The organism is Pseudomonas frederiksbergensis (assembly GCF_003732665.1).
GTDB lineage: Bacteria > Pseudomonadota > Gammaproteobacteria > Pseudomonadales > Pseudomonadaceae > Aquipseudomonas > Aquipseudomonas frederiksbergensis_G.
Genome location: NZ_MOBP01000013.1, coordinates 115,977 through 130,494, shown reverse-complemented (window position 1 = coordinate 130,494; position 14,518 = coordinate 115,977). Strand labels below are relative to the sequence as shown.

Annotated in this window: 14 protein-coding genes; 3 read left to right on the top strand and 11 right to left on the bottom strand. The window is 57.2% G+C overall.

The window, feature by feature from the left end; translation table 11 throughout:
- From atpB to rpmH, 11 genes are all read right to left on the bottom strand, one after another.
- Nucleotides 1–870 carry a F0F1 ATP synthase subunit A gene (gene atpB, locus BK665_RS21025; protein ID WP_123408558.1) on the bottom strand — a complete coding sequence of 290 codons (870 nt, stop codon included), beginning with the start codon at nucleotides 868–870 and terminating at the stop codon, nucleotides 1–3.
- A gap of 16 nt (nucleotides 871–886) precedes the next feature.
- On the bottom strand, nucleotides 887–1,294 hold the full coding sequence (locus BK665_RS21020; RefSeq protein ID WP_054048155.1) for a F0F1 ATP synthase subunit I: 408 nt from the start codon (nucleotides 1,292–1,294) through the stop codon (nucleotides 887–889).
- A 148-nt stretch (nucleotides 1,295–1,442) separates the two neighbouring features.
- Entirely contained in the window at nucleotides 1,443–2,315 is an 873-nt protein-coding gene (locus BK665_RS21015; protein ID WP_123408557.1) for a ParB/RepB/Spo0J family partition protein, read from the bottom strand.
- A 9-nt stretch (nucleotides 2,316–2,324) separates the two neighbouring features.
- Entirely contained in the window at nucleotides 2,325–3,122 is a 798-nt protein-coding gene (locus BK665_RS21010) for a ParA family protein (RefSeq protein ID WP_054048151.1), read from the bottom strand.
- Between the two features lie 18 nt (nucleotides 3,123–3,140).
- On the bottom strand, nucleotides 3,141–3,785 hold the full coding sequence (rsmG, locus tag BK665_RS21005; RefSeq protein ID WP_123408556.1) for a 16S rRNA (guanine(527)-N(7))-methyltransferase RsmG: 645 nt from the start codon (nucleotides 3,783–3,785) through the stop codon (nucleotides 3,141–3,143).
- Nucleotides 3,782–5,680, bottom strand: coding sequence for a tRNA uridine-5-carboxymethylaminomethyl(34) synthesis enzyme MnmG (gene mnmG, locus BK665_RS21000; protein WP_123408555.1), 1,899 nt, complete (start codon nucleotides 5,678–5,680; stop codon nucleotides 3,782–3,784). The genes rsmG and mnmG overlap by 4 nt, the downstream gene beginning before the upstream one ends.
- A 551-nt stretch (nucleotides 5,681–6,231) precedes the next feature.
- The gene (gene mnmE / locus BK665_RS20990; protein ID WP_123408554.1) at nucleotides 6,232–7,602 is read right to left on the bottom strand and encodes a tRNA uridine-5-carboxymethylaminomethyl(34) synthesis GTPase MnmE; all 1,371 of its coding nucleotides are present in this window, start codon (nucleotides 7,600–7,602) and stop codon (nucleotides 6,232–6,234) included.
- Between the two features lie 79 nt (nucleotides 7,603–7,681).
- Entirely contained in the window at nucleotides 7,682–9,370 is a 1,689-nt protein-coding gene (gene yidC, locus BK665_RS20985) for a membrane protein insertase YidC (RefSeq protein WP_123408553.1), read from the bottom strand.
- A gap of 2 nt (nucleotides 9,371–9,372) precedes the next feature.
- A complete protein-coding gene (gene yidD, locus BK665_RS20980) occupies nucleotides 9,373–9,618 on the bottom strand; it encodes a membrane protein insertion efficiency factor YidD (RefSeq protein ID WP_080761984.1) in 246 nt (81 codons plus the stop codon).
- Nucleotides 9,611–10,012 (bottom strand): ribonuclease P protein component, encoded by a 402-nt coding sequence (gene rnpA, locus BK665_RS20975; RefSeq protein WP_027926203.1) that lies wholly within the window; start codon nucleotides 10,010–10,012, stop codon nucleotides 9,611–9,613. The genes yidD and rnpA overlap by 8 nt, the downstream gene beginning before the upstream one ends.
- Nucleotides 10,013–10,028: 16 nt before the next feature.
- Nucleotides 10,029–10,163 carry a 50S ribosomal protein L34 gene (gene rpmH, locus BK665_RS20970; RefSeq protein ID WP_003213577.1) on the bottom strand — a complete coding sequence of 45 codons (135 nt, stop codon included), beginning with the start codon at nucleotides 10,161–10,163 and terminating at the stop codon, nucleotides 10,029–10,031.
- Between the two features lie 567 nt (nucleotides 10,164–10,730).
- Here rpmH and dnaA point away from each other — a divergent pair.
- Genes dnaA through recF form a run of 3 tightly spaced genes read left to right on the top strand, consistent with a single transcriptional unit; the run spans nucleotide 10,731 to nucleotide 14,518 of the window.
- Nucleotides 10,731–12,251 carry a chromosomal replication initiator protein DnaA gene (gene dnaA / locus BK665_RS20965; RefSeq protein ID WP_123408552.1) on the top strand — a complete coding sequence of 507 codons (1,521 nt, stop codon included), beginning with the start codon at nucleotides 10,731–10,733 and terminating at the stop codon, nucleotides 12,249–12,251.
- Between the two features lie 39 nt (nucleotides 12,252–12,290).
- Nucleotides 12,291–13,394 (top strand): DNA polymerase III subunit beta, encoded by a 1,104-nt coding sequence (gene dnaN / locus BK665_RS20960; protein WP_054048133.1) that lies wholly within the window; start codon nucleotides 12,291–12,293, stop codon nucleotides 13,392–13,394.
- Nucleotides 13,395–13,414: 20 nt separating this feature from the next.
- Nucleotides 13,415–14,518 carry a DNA replication/repair protein RecF gene (recF, locus tag BK665_RS20955; protein WP_123408551.1) on the top strand — a complete coding sequence of 368 codons (1,104 nt, stop codon included), beginning with the start codon at nucleotides 13,415–13,417 and terminating at the stop codon, nucleotides 14,516–14,518.

Below are 14,518 nucleotides of genomic sequence, written 5' to 3'. Positions count from 1 at the left end.
TTAATGGTTCTCTTCGTGCGCCATCGACAGGTAAACGATGGTCAGCATCATGAAGATAAACGCCTGCAGGGTGATGATCAGGATGTGGAACACAGCCCACGCCCACTGCAGAACTACGCCCAGGCCGCTAAGCCAGAGCAGACCGCTGCCGAACATCACAGCAATCAGAATGAAGACCAGCTCGCCGGCGTACATGTTGCCGAACAGACGCAGAGCCAGGGAGATCGGCTTGGCGATCAGCGTCACGAACTCCAGCAGGAAGTTCACCGGGATCAGCAGGGCTTGAACGAAGATGTTCTTGCTGCCGAACGGGTGCAGGGTCAGTTCGCCGATGAAGCCGCCGATGCCCTTGACCTTGATGCTGTAGAAAATGATCAATGCGAACACCGACAGGGCCATGCCCAGGGTAGCGTTCGGGTCAGTGGTCGATACGGCACGGAATGGAATGTGCGCATCGCCAGTGATCAGGATGGCCAAATGAGGAATCCAGTCGACCGGGATCAGGTCGACGGCGTTCATCAGGAAGACCCAGACGAAGATGGTCAGTGCCAGCGGTGCAATCACCGGGCTACGGCCATGGAAGCTGTCTTTCACGCTGCCATCGACGAATTCGACCAATACTTCAACGAAGTTCTGCAAAGCACCTGGTTGACCGGAAGTCGCCTTCTTCGCCGCCATGCGGAAAATCAGAACGAAGATCAGACCCAACGCGACCGACCAGCCGAGTGTATCGACGTGGAAAGCCCAGAAGCCCATTTCTTTGGCTTCTGCTGCGGTGTGGGCAAAGCCCCAGCCGCCGGTAGGATGCTGACCAAAAGTCAGGTTCTGCAAGTGGTGCTGGATATAGCCCGAAGCGGTTGTCTCTGCCATGGTTGCCTCAAACGCCCTAAGGTCTCGAAAGTCTTGTTCTCATCAGCAGGGGCGCGAACCAGCTGACCAGTTGGGTCAACACGAAGACGCCGAATACAGCTAGCGGCGCCAATGGCTTCACACCTGCAAACGTCAATGCAAAGAGCACTGCCGTCAGAATTAATTTGCCCGCCTCGCCAGCATAAAAAGACCGGACGATGGCTTGAGCTGCTCGGGCGCCGGAAAACCGAAATGCCCTGTGAGCGAAATAAACATTGGGTAACAAGGCTATCAGGCCTCCGCAAAGTCCTGAGTACCCGGCAACGACTCCGTACCATTGCCACAGCGCCAAAGCGGCAATGAGCAAAACGATAAATTGAGCCATTAACACCGGAAAAACTGCCAGGCGATGGAACGGCAAGCGGTTTGGCGTGCGTGTTTCCATCACTTTTACTCCCCAATGGTCGGCTGCCAGAATTCAATAACTTGGCATAATTTGTGCCGACAAAATGCGCGCAGAGTATAGGGGCGGTTCAGCCCCTATTCAACTGTCAGGTAGTGATTTCCGACTGCGCGCTACATGAGGAAATGTTTCAGCGGATGTGTGCAAGCACGCCTTGAAGCTCGTCGAGAGAGTTGTAGCCAATCACCAACTGCCCTTTGCCCTTCTTTCCGTGGCGGATCTGCACCGCAGAGCCTAGGCGCTCGGCCAGGCGCTGCTCGAGTCGAGCGATGTCCGGGTCGGGTTTCGCGGCTTCCACAGGCTCCGGTTTGCCACTCAACCACTGGCGAACCAGTGCCTCAGTTTGGCGCACGGTCAGCCCACGTGCGACAACATGTCGCGCCCCTTCAACCTGCTGATTCTCCGGCAAACCCAGTAAAGCACGTGCGTGACCCATTTCCAGGTCGCCGTGGGACAGCATGGTTTTGATGACTTCCGGCAACGCGATCAAGCGTAGCAGGTTCGCCACGGTTACCCGGGACTTACCCACCGCTTCGGCCACTTGTTGCTGGGTCAGCTGGAATTCCTGCTGCAAACGCTGCAGGGCAACCGCTTCTTCGATTGGATTGAGGTCTTCGCGCTGGATGTTCTCGATCAGCGCCATAGCGATGGCGGTTTCATCCGGAACATCGCGAACCATCGCCGGGATGGTTTCCTGGCCAGCCTGCTGGCTGGCACGCCAGCGACGTTCGCCGGCGATGATTTCGAAACGACCGTTGCCAATCGGGCGCACCACGATCGGCTGCATCACGCCCTGGGCCTTGATCGACTGCGCCAGTTCTTCCAGCGCCTGGGGGTCCATGTCGCGACGCGGCTGATACTTGCCACGCTGGATCAGGTCCAGGGGCAGGTGTTGCAGCTCACGCTGATCGGCTTGTACCGCTTGCTCTTCGAGCGAGCTGACAGTCGGACCACTCAGCAGTGCATCCAGTCCACGTCCGAGACCTCGTTTCTTGACGGCCATGGGGATTCCTTAAGTTGCCTGAGCGGCGGCGGTGCGTGAGTTTTTGCGTTGACGGCGAACCAGCTCGCCCGCCAATGCCAGATAGGCGATGGCGCCACGGGATGCTTTGTCGTAGGCCAGCGCCGGCATGCCATAGCTTGGCGCTTCGGCCAGGCGGATGTTGCGCGGAATCACGGTGTCGTAGAGCTGCTCGCCGAAGTGTTCCTTGAGCTGGGCCGAAACATCGTTCATCAGGCTCAGGCGCGGGTCGTACATGGTCCGCAACAGGCCTTCGACTTTCAGGTTCGGGTTCAGCAGTTCGGCGATGCGCTTGATGTTATCCACAAGGTCACTTAGACCTTCGAGCGCAAAATACTCGCACTGCATGGGGATAATCACCCCATCAGCGGCAACCAATGCGTTCAGGGTCAGCATCGACAGCGACGGCGGGCAGTCGATCAAAATGTAATCGTAGTTTTCACGGATCGGCGCCAACGCGCTGCGCAGACGACTTTCCTTCATCTGCATTTCCAGCAGCACCACTTCGGCCGCCGTCAGATCGCGGTTGGCCGGCAACAACTGGTAACCACCGTGCTCGGAGAAGTGCATGGCCTGGGCCAGGTCGCATTCGCCGATCAACAGGTCGTAGACCGAGTTTTCCAGGCCGTGTTTATCCACACCGCTACCCATGGTGGCGTTGCCCTGTGGATCGAGATCGATCAACAGCACCCGGCGCTTGGTAGCGACCAGGGAAGCTGCGAGGTTGATGCAGGTGGTGGTCTTGCCCACACCACCCTTTTGGTTCGCTATCGCGAATACCTTAGCCATTCTTGCTTGTGTTCCCAATCATGCCGTGCGGCGCAGTATCAGCAGATGGCGTTGGCCTTGGCAACCGGGTACGGCCAGGGCGTGTTCGCTATCGAGGTGGAAGTCTGCCGGCAATGCTACCAGCTCATCGGCGGGATGAACGCCCTTCATTGCCAGCCAACGTGTATCGCGGTCGCCGAGGTGGCGCGTCCAGTTGCTGAAATTTTCCATGCTGCTGAACGCCCGGGAGATGATCCCGTTGAACGGCTGCTCTGGCTGGAAACTTTCAACGCGGCTGTGGATAACTTGCAGGTTATCCAGTTTGAGTTCGAGTTTGACCTGAGTCAGGAAGCGGGTTTTCTTGCCGTTGCTGTCCAGGCAGGTCACTTGGAACTCTGGAAACAGGATGGCCAACGGAATTCCCGGCATGCCGCCGCCGCTGCCCACGTCCAGCCAACGACCGTTTTCCACAAACGACATCACGCTCAGGCTGTCGAGCAAATGACGGGACACCATTTCGTCCGGATCGCGCACGGCGGTCAGGTTGTAGGCCTTGTTCCATTTGATCAACAGGGCCAGATAACCCAGCAGCAACGCGTGCTGGGTTTCTGTCAGGGTCACACCAAGTTGGCGAGCACCTGTGGATAACTCTTCTGCATGTTGCGAGGTGACCAACGAACTCAAGCGCTTTGCTCCAACTGACGGCCCGCGCCGCGTTTTTTCAAATGAATCATCAACAGCGAAATGGCTGCCGGGGTCACGCCCGGGATACGCGACGCCTGGCCCAGGGTTTCCGGACGGGTCGCACCGAGCTTGCTCTGGATCTCTTTCGAGAGACCGGAGATGTTCGTGTAATCGATATCCACAGGCAGCTTGGTATCTTCGCTGGCCCGCAGACGCACGATTTCATCCTGCTGACGATCGATGTAGCCGGCGTATTTGGTCTTGATTTCGACCTGCTCGGCGACCTGTGGATCTTCTGCACCACCGCCAGTCACGGCGATCAGACCAGCGTAGTCGATTTCCGGACGGCTCAAGAGGTTGAGCAAGTTGTATTCGTGGGTCAGTGGCGTGCCGAACTTTTCGGAGATCGCATCGCCCTGCTCGGTGCCCGGGCGAACCCAGGTACTTTTCAGGCGCTGCTCTTCCAGATCGATGCTTTCGCGTTTCTTGCAGAACGCCGCCCAACGGGCGTCATCCACCAGACCGAGCTCACGACCTTTTTCGGTCAGGCGCAGGTCGGCGTTGTCTTCGCGCAGGATCAGGCGGTATTCGGCCCGGGACGTAAACATCCGATACGGTTCCTGGGTCCCCAGGGTAATCAGGTCATCGACCAACACCCCGATATACGCCTCGTCGCGACGCGGACACCAGGCGTCTTTGCCCTGTGCACGCAACGCGGCGTTGGCCCCGGCCAGCAAACCCTGGGCGCCGGCTTCTTCGTAACCGGTGGTGCCGTTGATTTGCCCGGCGAAGAACAGACCGGCAATCACTTTGGTTTCCAGGCTGTACTTCAGGTCACGCGGGTCGAAGTAGTCGTATTCGATGGCGTAGCCCGGGCGAACGATGTGCGCGTTTTCCATGCCGCGGATCGATTGCACGATCTGCAACTGCACGTCGAACGGCAAGCTTGTGGATATCCCGTTCGGGTAAAGCTCGTGGGTGGTCAAGCCTTCCGGTTCGATGAAGACCTGATGGCTTTCCTTGTCGGCAAAGCGGTGAATCTTGTCTTCAATCGACGGGCAATAACGCGGGCCAATGCCTTCGATCAGCCCGGCATCTGAATACATCGGCGAACGGTCGAGGTTCGCGGCAATGATTTCGTGGGTGCGGGCGTTGGTGTGGGTAATCCAGCAGCTCACCTGTTTCGGGTGTTGCTCTTTGGAACCCATGAACGACATGACCGGGATCGGCGTATCGCCTGCCTGCTCGGTCATCACCGAAAAATCCACGGAACGACCGTCGATACGCGGCGGTGTACCGGTTTTCAAGCGACCAACGCGCAATGGCAATTCACGCAAGCGGCGAGCCAGGGCAATCGATGGCGGATCACCGGCGCGACCGCCGGAATAATTCTGCATGCCGATGTGGATAAGTCCACCGAGGAACGTGCCAGTGGTCAACACCACGGAATCGGCGAGGAAACGCAGACCCATTTGCGTGACAACACCGCGCACCGTTTCCTGTTCGACGATCAGGTCATCGGCGGCTTGTTGAAATATCCACAGGTTCGGCTGGTTTTCCAGGGCTTCGCGGACAGCGGCCTTGTACAAAACCCGGTCGGCTTGAGCGCGAGTCGCTCGCACGGCCGGGCCTTTGCGGTTGTTCAACACGCGAAACTGAATACCACCCTTATCGGTAGCCATGGCCATCGCACCGCCGAGGGCGTCGATTTCCTTGACCAGGTGGCTTTTGCCGATCCCGCCAATGGCAGGGTTGCAACTCATGGCACCGAGGGTTTCCACGTTGTGCGTCAGCAACAGGGTTTTTGCCCCCATACGTGCTGACGCCAGTGCTGCCTCGGTACCGGCATGACCGCCGCCGATGACGATCACTTCAAAACGGGAAGGGAAATCCACCACGCACCTCGTGCCTGCTTCAGTTAGGTAATCCGGAATAGGTTGATCTCAGGTTTTTGGACCTGGTCGGCAAGTATAGGGACTTCGCCCTTCCTAAAGAACCCTTTGCACAAAATTTAACCAGCTGTGGAGAAGTCGGGGTTATAGAAATTAAAAAAAGAGAAATTTATTAAATCTTTGTTTTTATGTTTATTTCTACTGAGCACCATTTCTGTGGATAGATCTCTACAAGCCTTTATATTCAATATGTACAGAGGTTCAAAACCCTGTGGTCATGTGCCAAGGAGGCCCTTGGATAACCGGTGTAAGCCTGTGGATGAAAGGGGTGGTTATCCACAGATGGGTTTATCTTCAGTTTTCAGGCCCTGTTATCAACTGCCCTTAGTGGCAGTTATTCACAGGGCTTAATCCACAGAAAAGGGTCGAAAGGACGATTCCCGGGCAGGAGAAATCCGTTCAAGCAGAAAGAATCTGCTCGGCACTCGGGGAAGTTTTCAGAATAAGGAGGGAGCAGACAGGCGCGAATGGCCTGTCTGTGAACAATGGAGGGACTATTTACCGATGCAGAAGCTGGAAAAAATCCGGCCCAACAGGTCATCGGAGCTGAAAGCACCGGTGATTTCGCCCAAAGAGTGCTGGGCTTGTCGCAGATCTTCTGCCAACAACTCGCCGGCACCCGCCAGGGTCAACTGAGCGCGGCCGTGCTCGAGGGATGCACTGGCATGTCGCAGGGCTTCCAGGTGACGCCGGCGTGCGCTGAAGCTGCTCTCCGAGGTCTGCTCGTAGCCCATGCAGGTCTTGAGGTGTTCACGCAGCAATTCAAGACCTTCGCCAGCAGCTTTGGCACTCAGGCTGATGGTGACATGGCCATCGGCGCTGACTTCCAGGGCAATCGGTTCGCCCGTCAGGTCAGCCTTGTTACGGATCAGCGTGACTTTGGCCGGATCTGGCCGGGTTTCCAGGAATTCCGGCCACAGGGCAAACGGGTCCAGGGCCTCTGGCGCGGTGGCATCGACCACCAGCAACACCCGATCCGCTTCGCCGATGGCTTTCAACGCACGCTCGACGCCGATTTTTTCCACCTGGTCATCGGTATCGCGCAGGCCAGCAGTGTCGACCACGTGCAACGGCATGCCGTCGATGTGGATATGTTCGCGAAGAATATCCCGGGTGGTGCCGGCAATTTCGGTAACGATCGCTGCTTCGCGGCCAGCCAAGGCATTCAACAAGCTGGATTTGCCGGCATTTGGTCGACCGGCAATCACCACATTCATCCCGTCCCGCAGCAAGGCACCCTGCCCGGCTTCGCGAAGCACTGTGGATAATTCGTCACGGACCTTGTCGAGCATGCTCAGTACGTGGCCATCGGCGAGGAAGTCGATTTCTTCTTCCGGGAAGTCGATGGCCGCCTCAACGTAGATGCGCAAACCGATCAATTGTTCGGTGAGGTTATGCACACGCTGGGAAAATGCTCCTTGCAAGGAACGCAGGGCATTTCGCGCAGCCTGTGCAGAACTGGCCTCGATCAAATCGGCAATCGCCTCGGCCTGGGCCAGGTCGAGTTTGTCGTTGAGGAAGGCGCGTTCGCTGAATTCACCCGGCCGGGCCAGGCGGCAACCCAATTCCAGACAGCGCTTGAGCAGCATATCCAGCACGATCGGGCCGCCGTGGCCCTGGAGTTCCAGCACATCTTCGCCGGTGAACGAGTTCGGACCGGGGAAATACAAGGCGATGCCTTCGTCCAGTACCTCTTCGGTTTCACTCAGGAACGGGCCGTAATGGGCGTAACGCGGTTTCAGTTCGCGACCGCTGATGGCTTTGGCCGCCACACTCGCCAGCGGCCCGGAAATACGGACGATGCCCACACCGCCGCGACCTTGAGCGGTGGCGACGGCGGCGATGGTTTCACGAGGAACGCTCATAAACCGGTATCCAGACAAAAGTGACAGATAGCAAAACGCCCCACTAGGGGGCGTTTTGAGTGGTTATCCACAGAGTAAGTTACGCAGCGGCTTTTTTGGTAGCAGCTTCGATCTTACGAGTGATGTACCACTGTTGGCTGATGGACAGGCAGTTGTTGACCACCCAGTACAGCACCAGACCCGCCGGGAACCACAGGAAGAAGAAGGTGAAGATGATTGGCATCAGCTTCATCACCTTGGCCTGCATCGGATCCGGAGGTGTCGGGTTCAACCGCTGCTGGATAAACATGGTTGCACCCATGATGATCGGCAGAATGAAGAACGGATCCTTGATCGACAGGTCAGTAATCCACAGCATGAACGGCGCTTGGCGCATTTCCACGCTTTCCAGAAGAACCCAGTACAACGAAAGGAAAACCGGCATCTGCACCAGGATTGGCAAGCAACCGCCCAGTGGATTGATCTTCTCTTTCTTGTACAGCTCCATCATGGCTTGGGACATTTTCTGCCGGTCGTCGCCATGTTGTTCTTTCAGCAGCGCCAGTTTCGGTGCCACTGCACGCATGCGCGCCATGGATTTGTAGCTGGCTGCCGACAGAGGGAAGAAAAGCCCTTTGATCAGCATGGTCAGGAAGATGATCGACCAGCCCCAGTTACCGACGATGGCGTGGATATGTTGCAGCAGCCAGAAGATTGGCTGGGCAATGAACCACAGAATGCCGTAGTCGACGGTCAGTTCCAGACCTGGGGACAACTCTTTCAGCACAGCCTGGCTTTTCGGGCCGGCGTACAGAACAGCGCTGACTTCACCTTTGGCACCTGGCGCAACGGTCACTGCCGGAGCGGTGTAACCGATGATGTAGTTGCCTTTGCTGTCTTTACGGGTCTGGACGACATTGTTTTCGCCCTTCGCCGGAATCCACGCGGTCACGAAGTAGTGTTGCAACCAGGCAACCCAACCACCGTTAACGGTTTCTTTCAGCTGAGCCTTGTCCATGTCCTTCATCGACACTTTCTTGTACGGCTCGTTACTTGTCCACAGCGCTGCGCCCAAGTAAGTCGCGGTGCCGGTGGCGGTGCTGGAAGACGGATCGGAACTGGCGTCACGCTTGAGTTGCGCGAACATCGCGCCGGACCAAGGCTTGGCGCTTTCGTTGTCGATCAGGTAGGAAACGGTTACGTCATACAGGCCACGTTTCACGGTGAAACGCTTGATGTAGTTGACGCCGTCCTTGCTGAACTTCAGGTCCACGACCAATTGGTCCTGACCGTCAGCCAACTGGTAGATCTTCTTCTCCGAGGCGTAAACCGGGCGACCGGTTGGACTTGCGTCCGGACCGTCGGTGCCGATCAAACCGCTCTGGGCCAGATACGTCCGCTCGTTGCCATTATCGAACAACTGGAATGGAATTTCCGGGTGGTCCTGGCGACGTGGATACAGCGGCAACGTCAACTGAGCAACATCACCACCCTGTGGGTCGATTGCCAGGTTGAGCACATCCGTTTTGATCTGGATGAGGTCTTTGCTTACAGCTACTGGTGTTTCAGCAGGTGCAGTGGCACTGGTATCGCTTGCGGCGCGTGGAATGTCGTCACTGACAGAAGCATTATTGCCAGTCGCCGTGTCCGGTAGGCCCGGTGCGGTAGTACTGGAAGCAACATTCTGAGTCGGCAGGGCAGCCTGGCCATAGTCCTGGTTCCATTTAAGGACCATAACGTAGGACACGATTGCCAGGGCGACGATCAGGATCGTGCGTTTGATATCCATGATTACTCGGCCATCGAAGAAGAACGGGAGGTAGGGATAGGTGGAACCGGGTCATAACCACCGGGATTCCACGGATGACAGCGACCTAAACGACGAAAGGCCAGCCAGCCACCGCGCAGAAGGCCATGATTTTCTATGGCTTCATACGCGTAGCAGGAACAACTGGGGTAGAAACGACAGTGACTGGCCATCAGGGGACTAATGGCATAGCGATAAAACTGGATCGGAACGAGTGCCAGTTTACGCATCGGGACTGTCTACCCCTACAGTTTCGGTTTTGACTGCTGGTACTGGCGTGCTGCGTGCCAGACGCTTCCAGAGTTTGCCGAAATGCTGAATCAATTCGGGGTTTTCTACGTCCCCCAAACCTTTGCGCGCGACGATAACAATGTCCCAGCCGACCAGTGAATCCTGGTGCAGACGGAACGATTCGCGCATCAGACGTTTGAGGCGATTGCGCTCGACGGAGAGCTTTACGCTCTTTTTCCCGATAACCAGCCCGAGACGGGGGTGATCAAGATCGTTGTTGCGCGCAAGGAGCAGGAGATTTTTCCCCGGAACCTTGCCGGTAGGGGAGTCAAAGACTGCCTTGAAATGCCGGGGGGTAAGCAAACGCTTTTCCCGACTGAAGTCCTGACTCACCTCCAGTGCCGGATTATCAAACTGCCAGACGCGCACGACCTTTGGCGCGACGACGCGACAGGACGGCACGACCGTTCTTGGTAGCCATGCGAGCACGGAAACCGTGGGTACGAGCGCGTTTGATAGTGCTTGGTTGGAAAGTACGTTTCATTGTCGTGTTACCTGGTTCGTCCACAACGGGCCGGAATGGCCCCCGTTTTAAGAGACCGGGGATTCTAGAGAAAGCAAGCCTCTAGGTCAATTTCCAACCAACGTTTCCTTATAAATAGATCTCCAGGGGTTTTCGCGCTTGGACCCTGTTCGCTAGATATAGAAATAAAGAAGGGAATTATTTAAAGCTTTTTTGTAAAGCTTATAAAAGCTAGGGACGCCATCTGCTGTGGATAACTGCCTTAAGCCCTTCTAACCCGTGATGTACAGAGAATGACAACTACGGTGGAAAACGGTGGTCAGCCTGTGCTGCGCTGTCGGATAAGCTGTGTGTGGAATGGCCAGTTATCCACAGGCCAGTTATCCACCGAGTTTGCCCCCCACTTGTCCAGTGCCCTCATGGGGGGTTATCCACAGAGCTTATGCACATACCGTTGGTCGCCTTTTCAGTGGTTAACGCATTGATAATTCATGGCCTGTGCGCAACCTGCATGTGGATAAGTGGGCGTCTGGCCGCTACAATGGCCGCTTGTTTTTGCCTCACCGGCTTTCAACTTAGGGGATATCCGTGTCAGTGGAACTTTGGCAGCAGTGCGTGGAGCTTTTGCGCGATGAGCTGCCTGCCCAACAATTCAACACTTGGATCCGTCCACTACAGGTCGAAGCCGAAGGCGACGAGTTGCGTGTCTACGCACCGAATCGTTTTGTTCTCGACTGGGTCAACGAAAAGTACCTGGGCCGCGTCCTCGAACTGCTGGATGAGCATGGCAATGGCATGGCGCCGGCGCTTTCCTTATTAATAGGCAGCAAACGCAGTTCGGCACCCCGCGCGGCACCCAATGCCCCGCTCGCAGCCGCCGCGTCCCAGGCTCAAGCCGCCCAGGCACCGGTCAGCGCGCCGGCCCCTGCCCCGGTTGCTACCCAGACCAAACGGGCCACGCAAAAAGTAGCCGAAGTCAGTGAAGAGCCGTCCCGCGACAGCTTCGACCCGATGGCCGGCGCCAGTTCGCAACAGGCCCCGGTTCGCGCCGAACAGCGCACCGTGCAGGTTGAAGGCGCGCTCAAGCACACCAGCTACCTGAACCGCACCTTCACCTTCGAGAACTTCGTCGAAGGTAAGTCCAACCAATTGGCCCGGGCTGCGGCCTGGCAAGTGGCGGACAACCCCAAGCACGGTTACAACCCGCTCTTCCTTTATGGTGGCGTCGGCTTGGGTAAAACCCACTTGATGCACGCGGTGGGTAACCATCTATTAAAGAAGAACCCGAATGCCAAGGTCGTGTACCTGCATTCCGAGCGTTTCGTGGCCGACATGGTCAAGGCTCTGCAACTGAACGCCATCAATGAATTCAAGCGCTTCTACCGTTCGGTGGACGCCCTGCTGATCGACGACATTCAGTTCTTCGCCCGCAAGGAACGTTCCCAGGAAGAGTTTTTCCACACCTTCAACGCCCTGCTTGAAGGTGGCCAACAGGTCATTCTCACCAGTGACCGCTACCCGAAAGAAATCGAAGGCCTCGAAGAACGCCTCAAGTCTCGCTTCGGCTGGGGCCTGACGGTGGCCGTCGAGCCGCCGGAGCTGGAAACCCGCGTGGCGATCCTGATGAAAAAGGCCGACCAGGCCAAAGTCGATCTGCCCCACGATGCGGCGTTCTTCATTGCCCAACGTATTCGCTCCAACGTCCGTGAGCTGGAAGGCGCGCTGAAGCGCGTGATCGCCCACTCACACTTCATGGGTCGTGACATCACCATCGAGTTGATCCGCGAATCCCTGAAGGACTTGTTGGCGCTGCAAGACAAACTGGTCTCTGTGGATAACATTCAGCGCACCGTCGCCGAGTACTACAAGATCAAGATCTCCGACCTGCTGTCCAAACGTCGTTCACGTTCGGTCGCACGTCCGCGTCAGGTTGCAATGGCCCTCTCCAAAGAGTTGACTAACCACAGCCTGCCGGAAATCGGCGATGTGTTTGGCGGCCGCGACCACACGACCGTTTTGCACGCCTGCCGCAAGATCAACGAACTTAAGGAATCCGACGCGGACATCCGCGAGGACTACAAGAACCTGCTGCGTACACTGACCACTTGATGAACACCAGCGCAGCTTATTAAGGCAAGGGACTAGACCATGCATTTCACCATTCAACGCGAAGCCCTGTTGAAACCCCTGCAACTGGTCGCAGGCGTCGTTGAGCGCCGACAGACCTTGCCGGTGCTCTCCAACGTGCTGCTGGTTGTCGAAGGCCAGCAACTGTCGCTGACCGGTACTGACCTGGAAGTCGAGCTGGTCGGTCGTGTGCAACTCGAAGAGCCGGCTGATCCAGGTTCTATCACCGTGCCTGCGCGCAAGCTGATGGACATCTGCAAAAGCCTGCCGAACGACGCGCTGATCGACATCAAGGTCGATGAGCAGAAGCTCGTGGTGAAGGCTGGCCGTAGCCGCTTCACCCTGTCGACCCTGCCGGCCAACGATTTCCCGACGGTGGAAGAAGGCCCGGGTTCGCTGACTTGCAGCCTGGAGCAAAGCAAACTGCGTCGTTTGATCGAACGCACCAGCTTCGCCATGGCCCAGCAGGACGTGCGTTATTACCTCAACGGCATGCTGCTGGAAGTCTCCGAAGGCATCATCCGCGCCGTGGCCACCGATGGCCACCGTCTGGCCATGTGCTCGATGAAGGCCGATATCGGTCAGCCGGATCGTCACCAGGTGATCGTGCCGCGCAAGGGTATCCTTGAGTTGGCGCGCCTGCTGACCGAGCCGGATGGTCTGGTCAGCATCGTCCTGGGTCAGCACCACATTCGTGCGACCACTGGCGAGTTCACCTTCACTTCGAAACTGGTCGACGGCAAATTCCCGGATTACGAGCGTGTTCTGCCGAAGGGTGGCGACAAGCTGGTGTTGGGTGATCGTCAGGCTCTGCGTGAAGCCTTCAGCCGTACCGCGATTCTGTCCAACGAGAAGTACCGTGGTATCCGTCTGCAACTGGCCAACGGTCAGTTGAAAATCCAGGCGAACAACCCGGAGCAGGAAGAAGCGGAAGAAGAAGTCGGCGTCGAGTACAACGGCGGCAATCTGGAAATCGGCTTCAACGTGAGCTACTTGCTCGACGTGCTGGGCGTGATGACCACCGAGCAGGTTCGCCTGATCCTGTCCGACTCCAACAGCAGTGCGCTGGTGCAAGAATCCGACAACGACGACTCGGCTTATGTTGTCATGCCGATGCGTCTGTAATCATGCCCAGCAGAAGCTAGATGTCCTTAAGTCGCGTCTCGGTCACCGCGGTGCGCAATCTGCACCCGGTGACCTTCTCCCCCTCTCCCCGAATCAACATTCTTTACGGCGCCAACGGCAGCGGCAAAACCAGTGTTCTGGAAGCCATTCATCTGCTGGGGCTTGCCCGTTCGTTTCGTAGCAGCCGTCTTTTACCCGTGATTCAGTACGAGCAATTGGCGTGCACGGTGTTTGGTCAGGTGGAATTGGCCGAGGGCGGGCACAGCGCGTTGGGGATATCTCGGGACCGCCAAGGTGAATTCCAGATCCGCATCGACGGTCAGAACGCCCGCAGCGCGGCGCAACTGGCGGAAATCCTGCCATTACAGCTCATCAACCCCGACAGCTTCCGGCTGTTGGAGGGGGCGCCGAAGATTCGGAGGCAGTTTCTCGACTGGGGTGTGTTCCACGTGGAACCGCGTTTCATGTCCACCTGGCAGCGCTTGCAGAAGGCCCTGCGCCAGAGAAACTCTTGGCTGCGGCATGGTACACTTGACGCCGTTTCGCAGGCGGTTTGGGACAGGGAACTGTGCCAGGCCAGCACAGAAATTGATGAATACCGCCGCGCTTACATCAAAGCTTTGAAACCAGTCTTTGAACAGACCTTGAGCGAGCTGGTTGAGCTCGAGGGCTTAACGCTCAGCTATTACCGAGGTTGGGATAAGGACCGTGAGCTGAGTGCAGTGCTCGCCGGGTCCCTTCAACGGGATCAGCAAATGGGTCATACCCAGGCCGGACCACAACGCGCTGATTTGCGTCTTCGATTGGGCGCACATAACGCCGCGGACATCTTGTCCCGGGGTCAGCAGAAGTTGGTGGTCTGTGCATTGCGGATTGCCCAGGGGCACTTGGTTAGCCAGGCCCGACGCGGCCAGTGTATTTATCTGGTGGATGACCTGCCGTCCGAACTGGACGAGCAACACCGCCGTGCGCTTTGCCGCTTGCTGGAAGACTTACGCTGCCAGGTGTTTATCACCTGTGTAGATCACGAATTATTGAGGGAAGGCTGGCAGACGGAAACGCCAGTCGCTCTGTTCCACGTGGAACAGGGCCGTATCACCCAGACCCACGACCATCGGGAGTGA

Excerpts from the sequence above, each read along its gene's own strand:
- rpmH (WP_003213577.1), bottom strand. The coding sequence starts at position 10,163 with ATGAAACGTACTTTCCAACCAAGCACTATCAAACGCGCTCGTACCCAC.
- recF (WP_123408551.1), top strand. The coding sequence starts at position 13,415 with ATGTCCTTAAGTCGCGTCTCGGTCACCGCGGTGCGCAATCTGCACCCG.
- BK665_RS21020 (WP_054048155.1), bottom strand. The coding sequence starts at position 1,294 with ATGGAAACACGCACGCCAAACCGCTTGCCGTTCCATCGCCTGGCAGTT.
- BK665_RS21015 (WP_123408557.1), bottom strand. The coding sequence starts at position 2,315 with ATGGCCGTCAAGAAACGAGGTCTCGGACGTGGACTGGATGCACTGCTG.
- dnaN (WP_054048133.1), top strand. The coding sequence starts at position 12,291 with ATGCATTTCACCATTCAACGCGAAGCCCTGTTGAAACCCCTGCAACTG.
- yidD (WP_080761984.1), bottom strand. The coding sequence starts at position 9,618 with ATGCGTAAACTGGCACTCGTTCCGATCCAGTTTTATCGCTATGCCATT.
- atpB (WP_123408558.1), bottom strand. The coding sequence starts at position 870 with ATGGCAGAGACAACCGCTTCGGGCTATATCCAGCACCACTTGCAGAAC.
- BK665_RS21010 (WP_054048151.1), bottom strand. The coding sequence starts at position 3,122 with ATGGCTAAGGTATTCGCGATAGCGAACCAAAAGGGTGGTGTGGGCAAG.
- yidC (WP_123408553.1), bottom strand. The coding sequence starts at position 9,370 with ATGGATATCAAACGCACGATCCTGATCGTCGCCCTGGCAATCGTGTCC.
- mnmE (WP_123408554.1), bottom strand. The coding sequence starts at position 7,602 with ATGAGCGTTCCTCGTGAAACCATCGCCGCCGTCGCCACCGCTCAAGGT.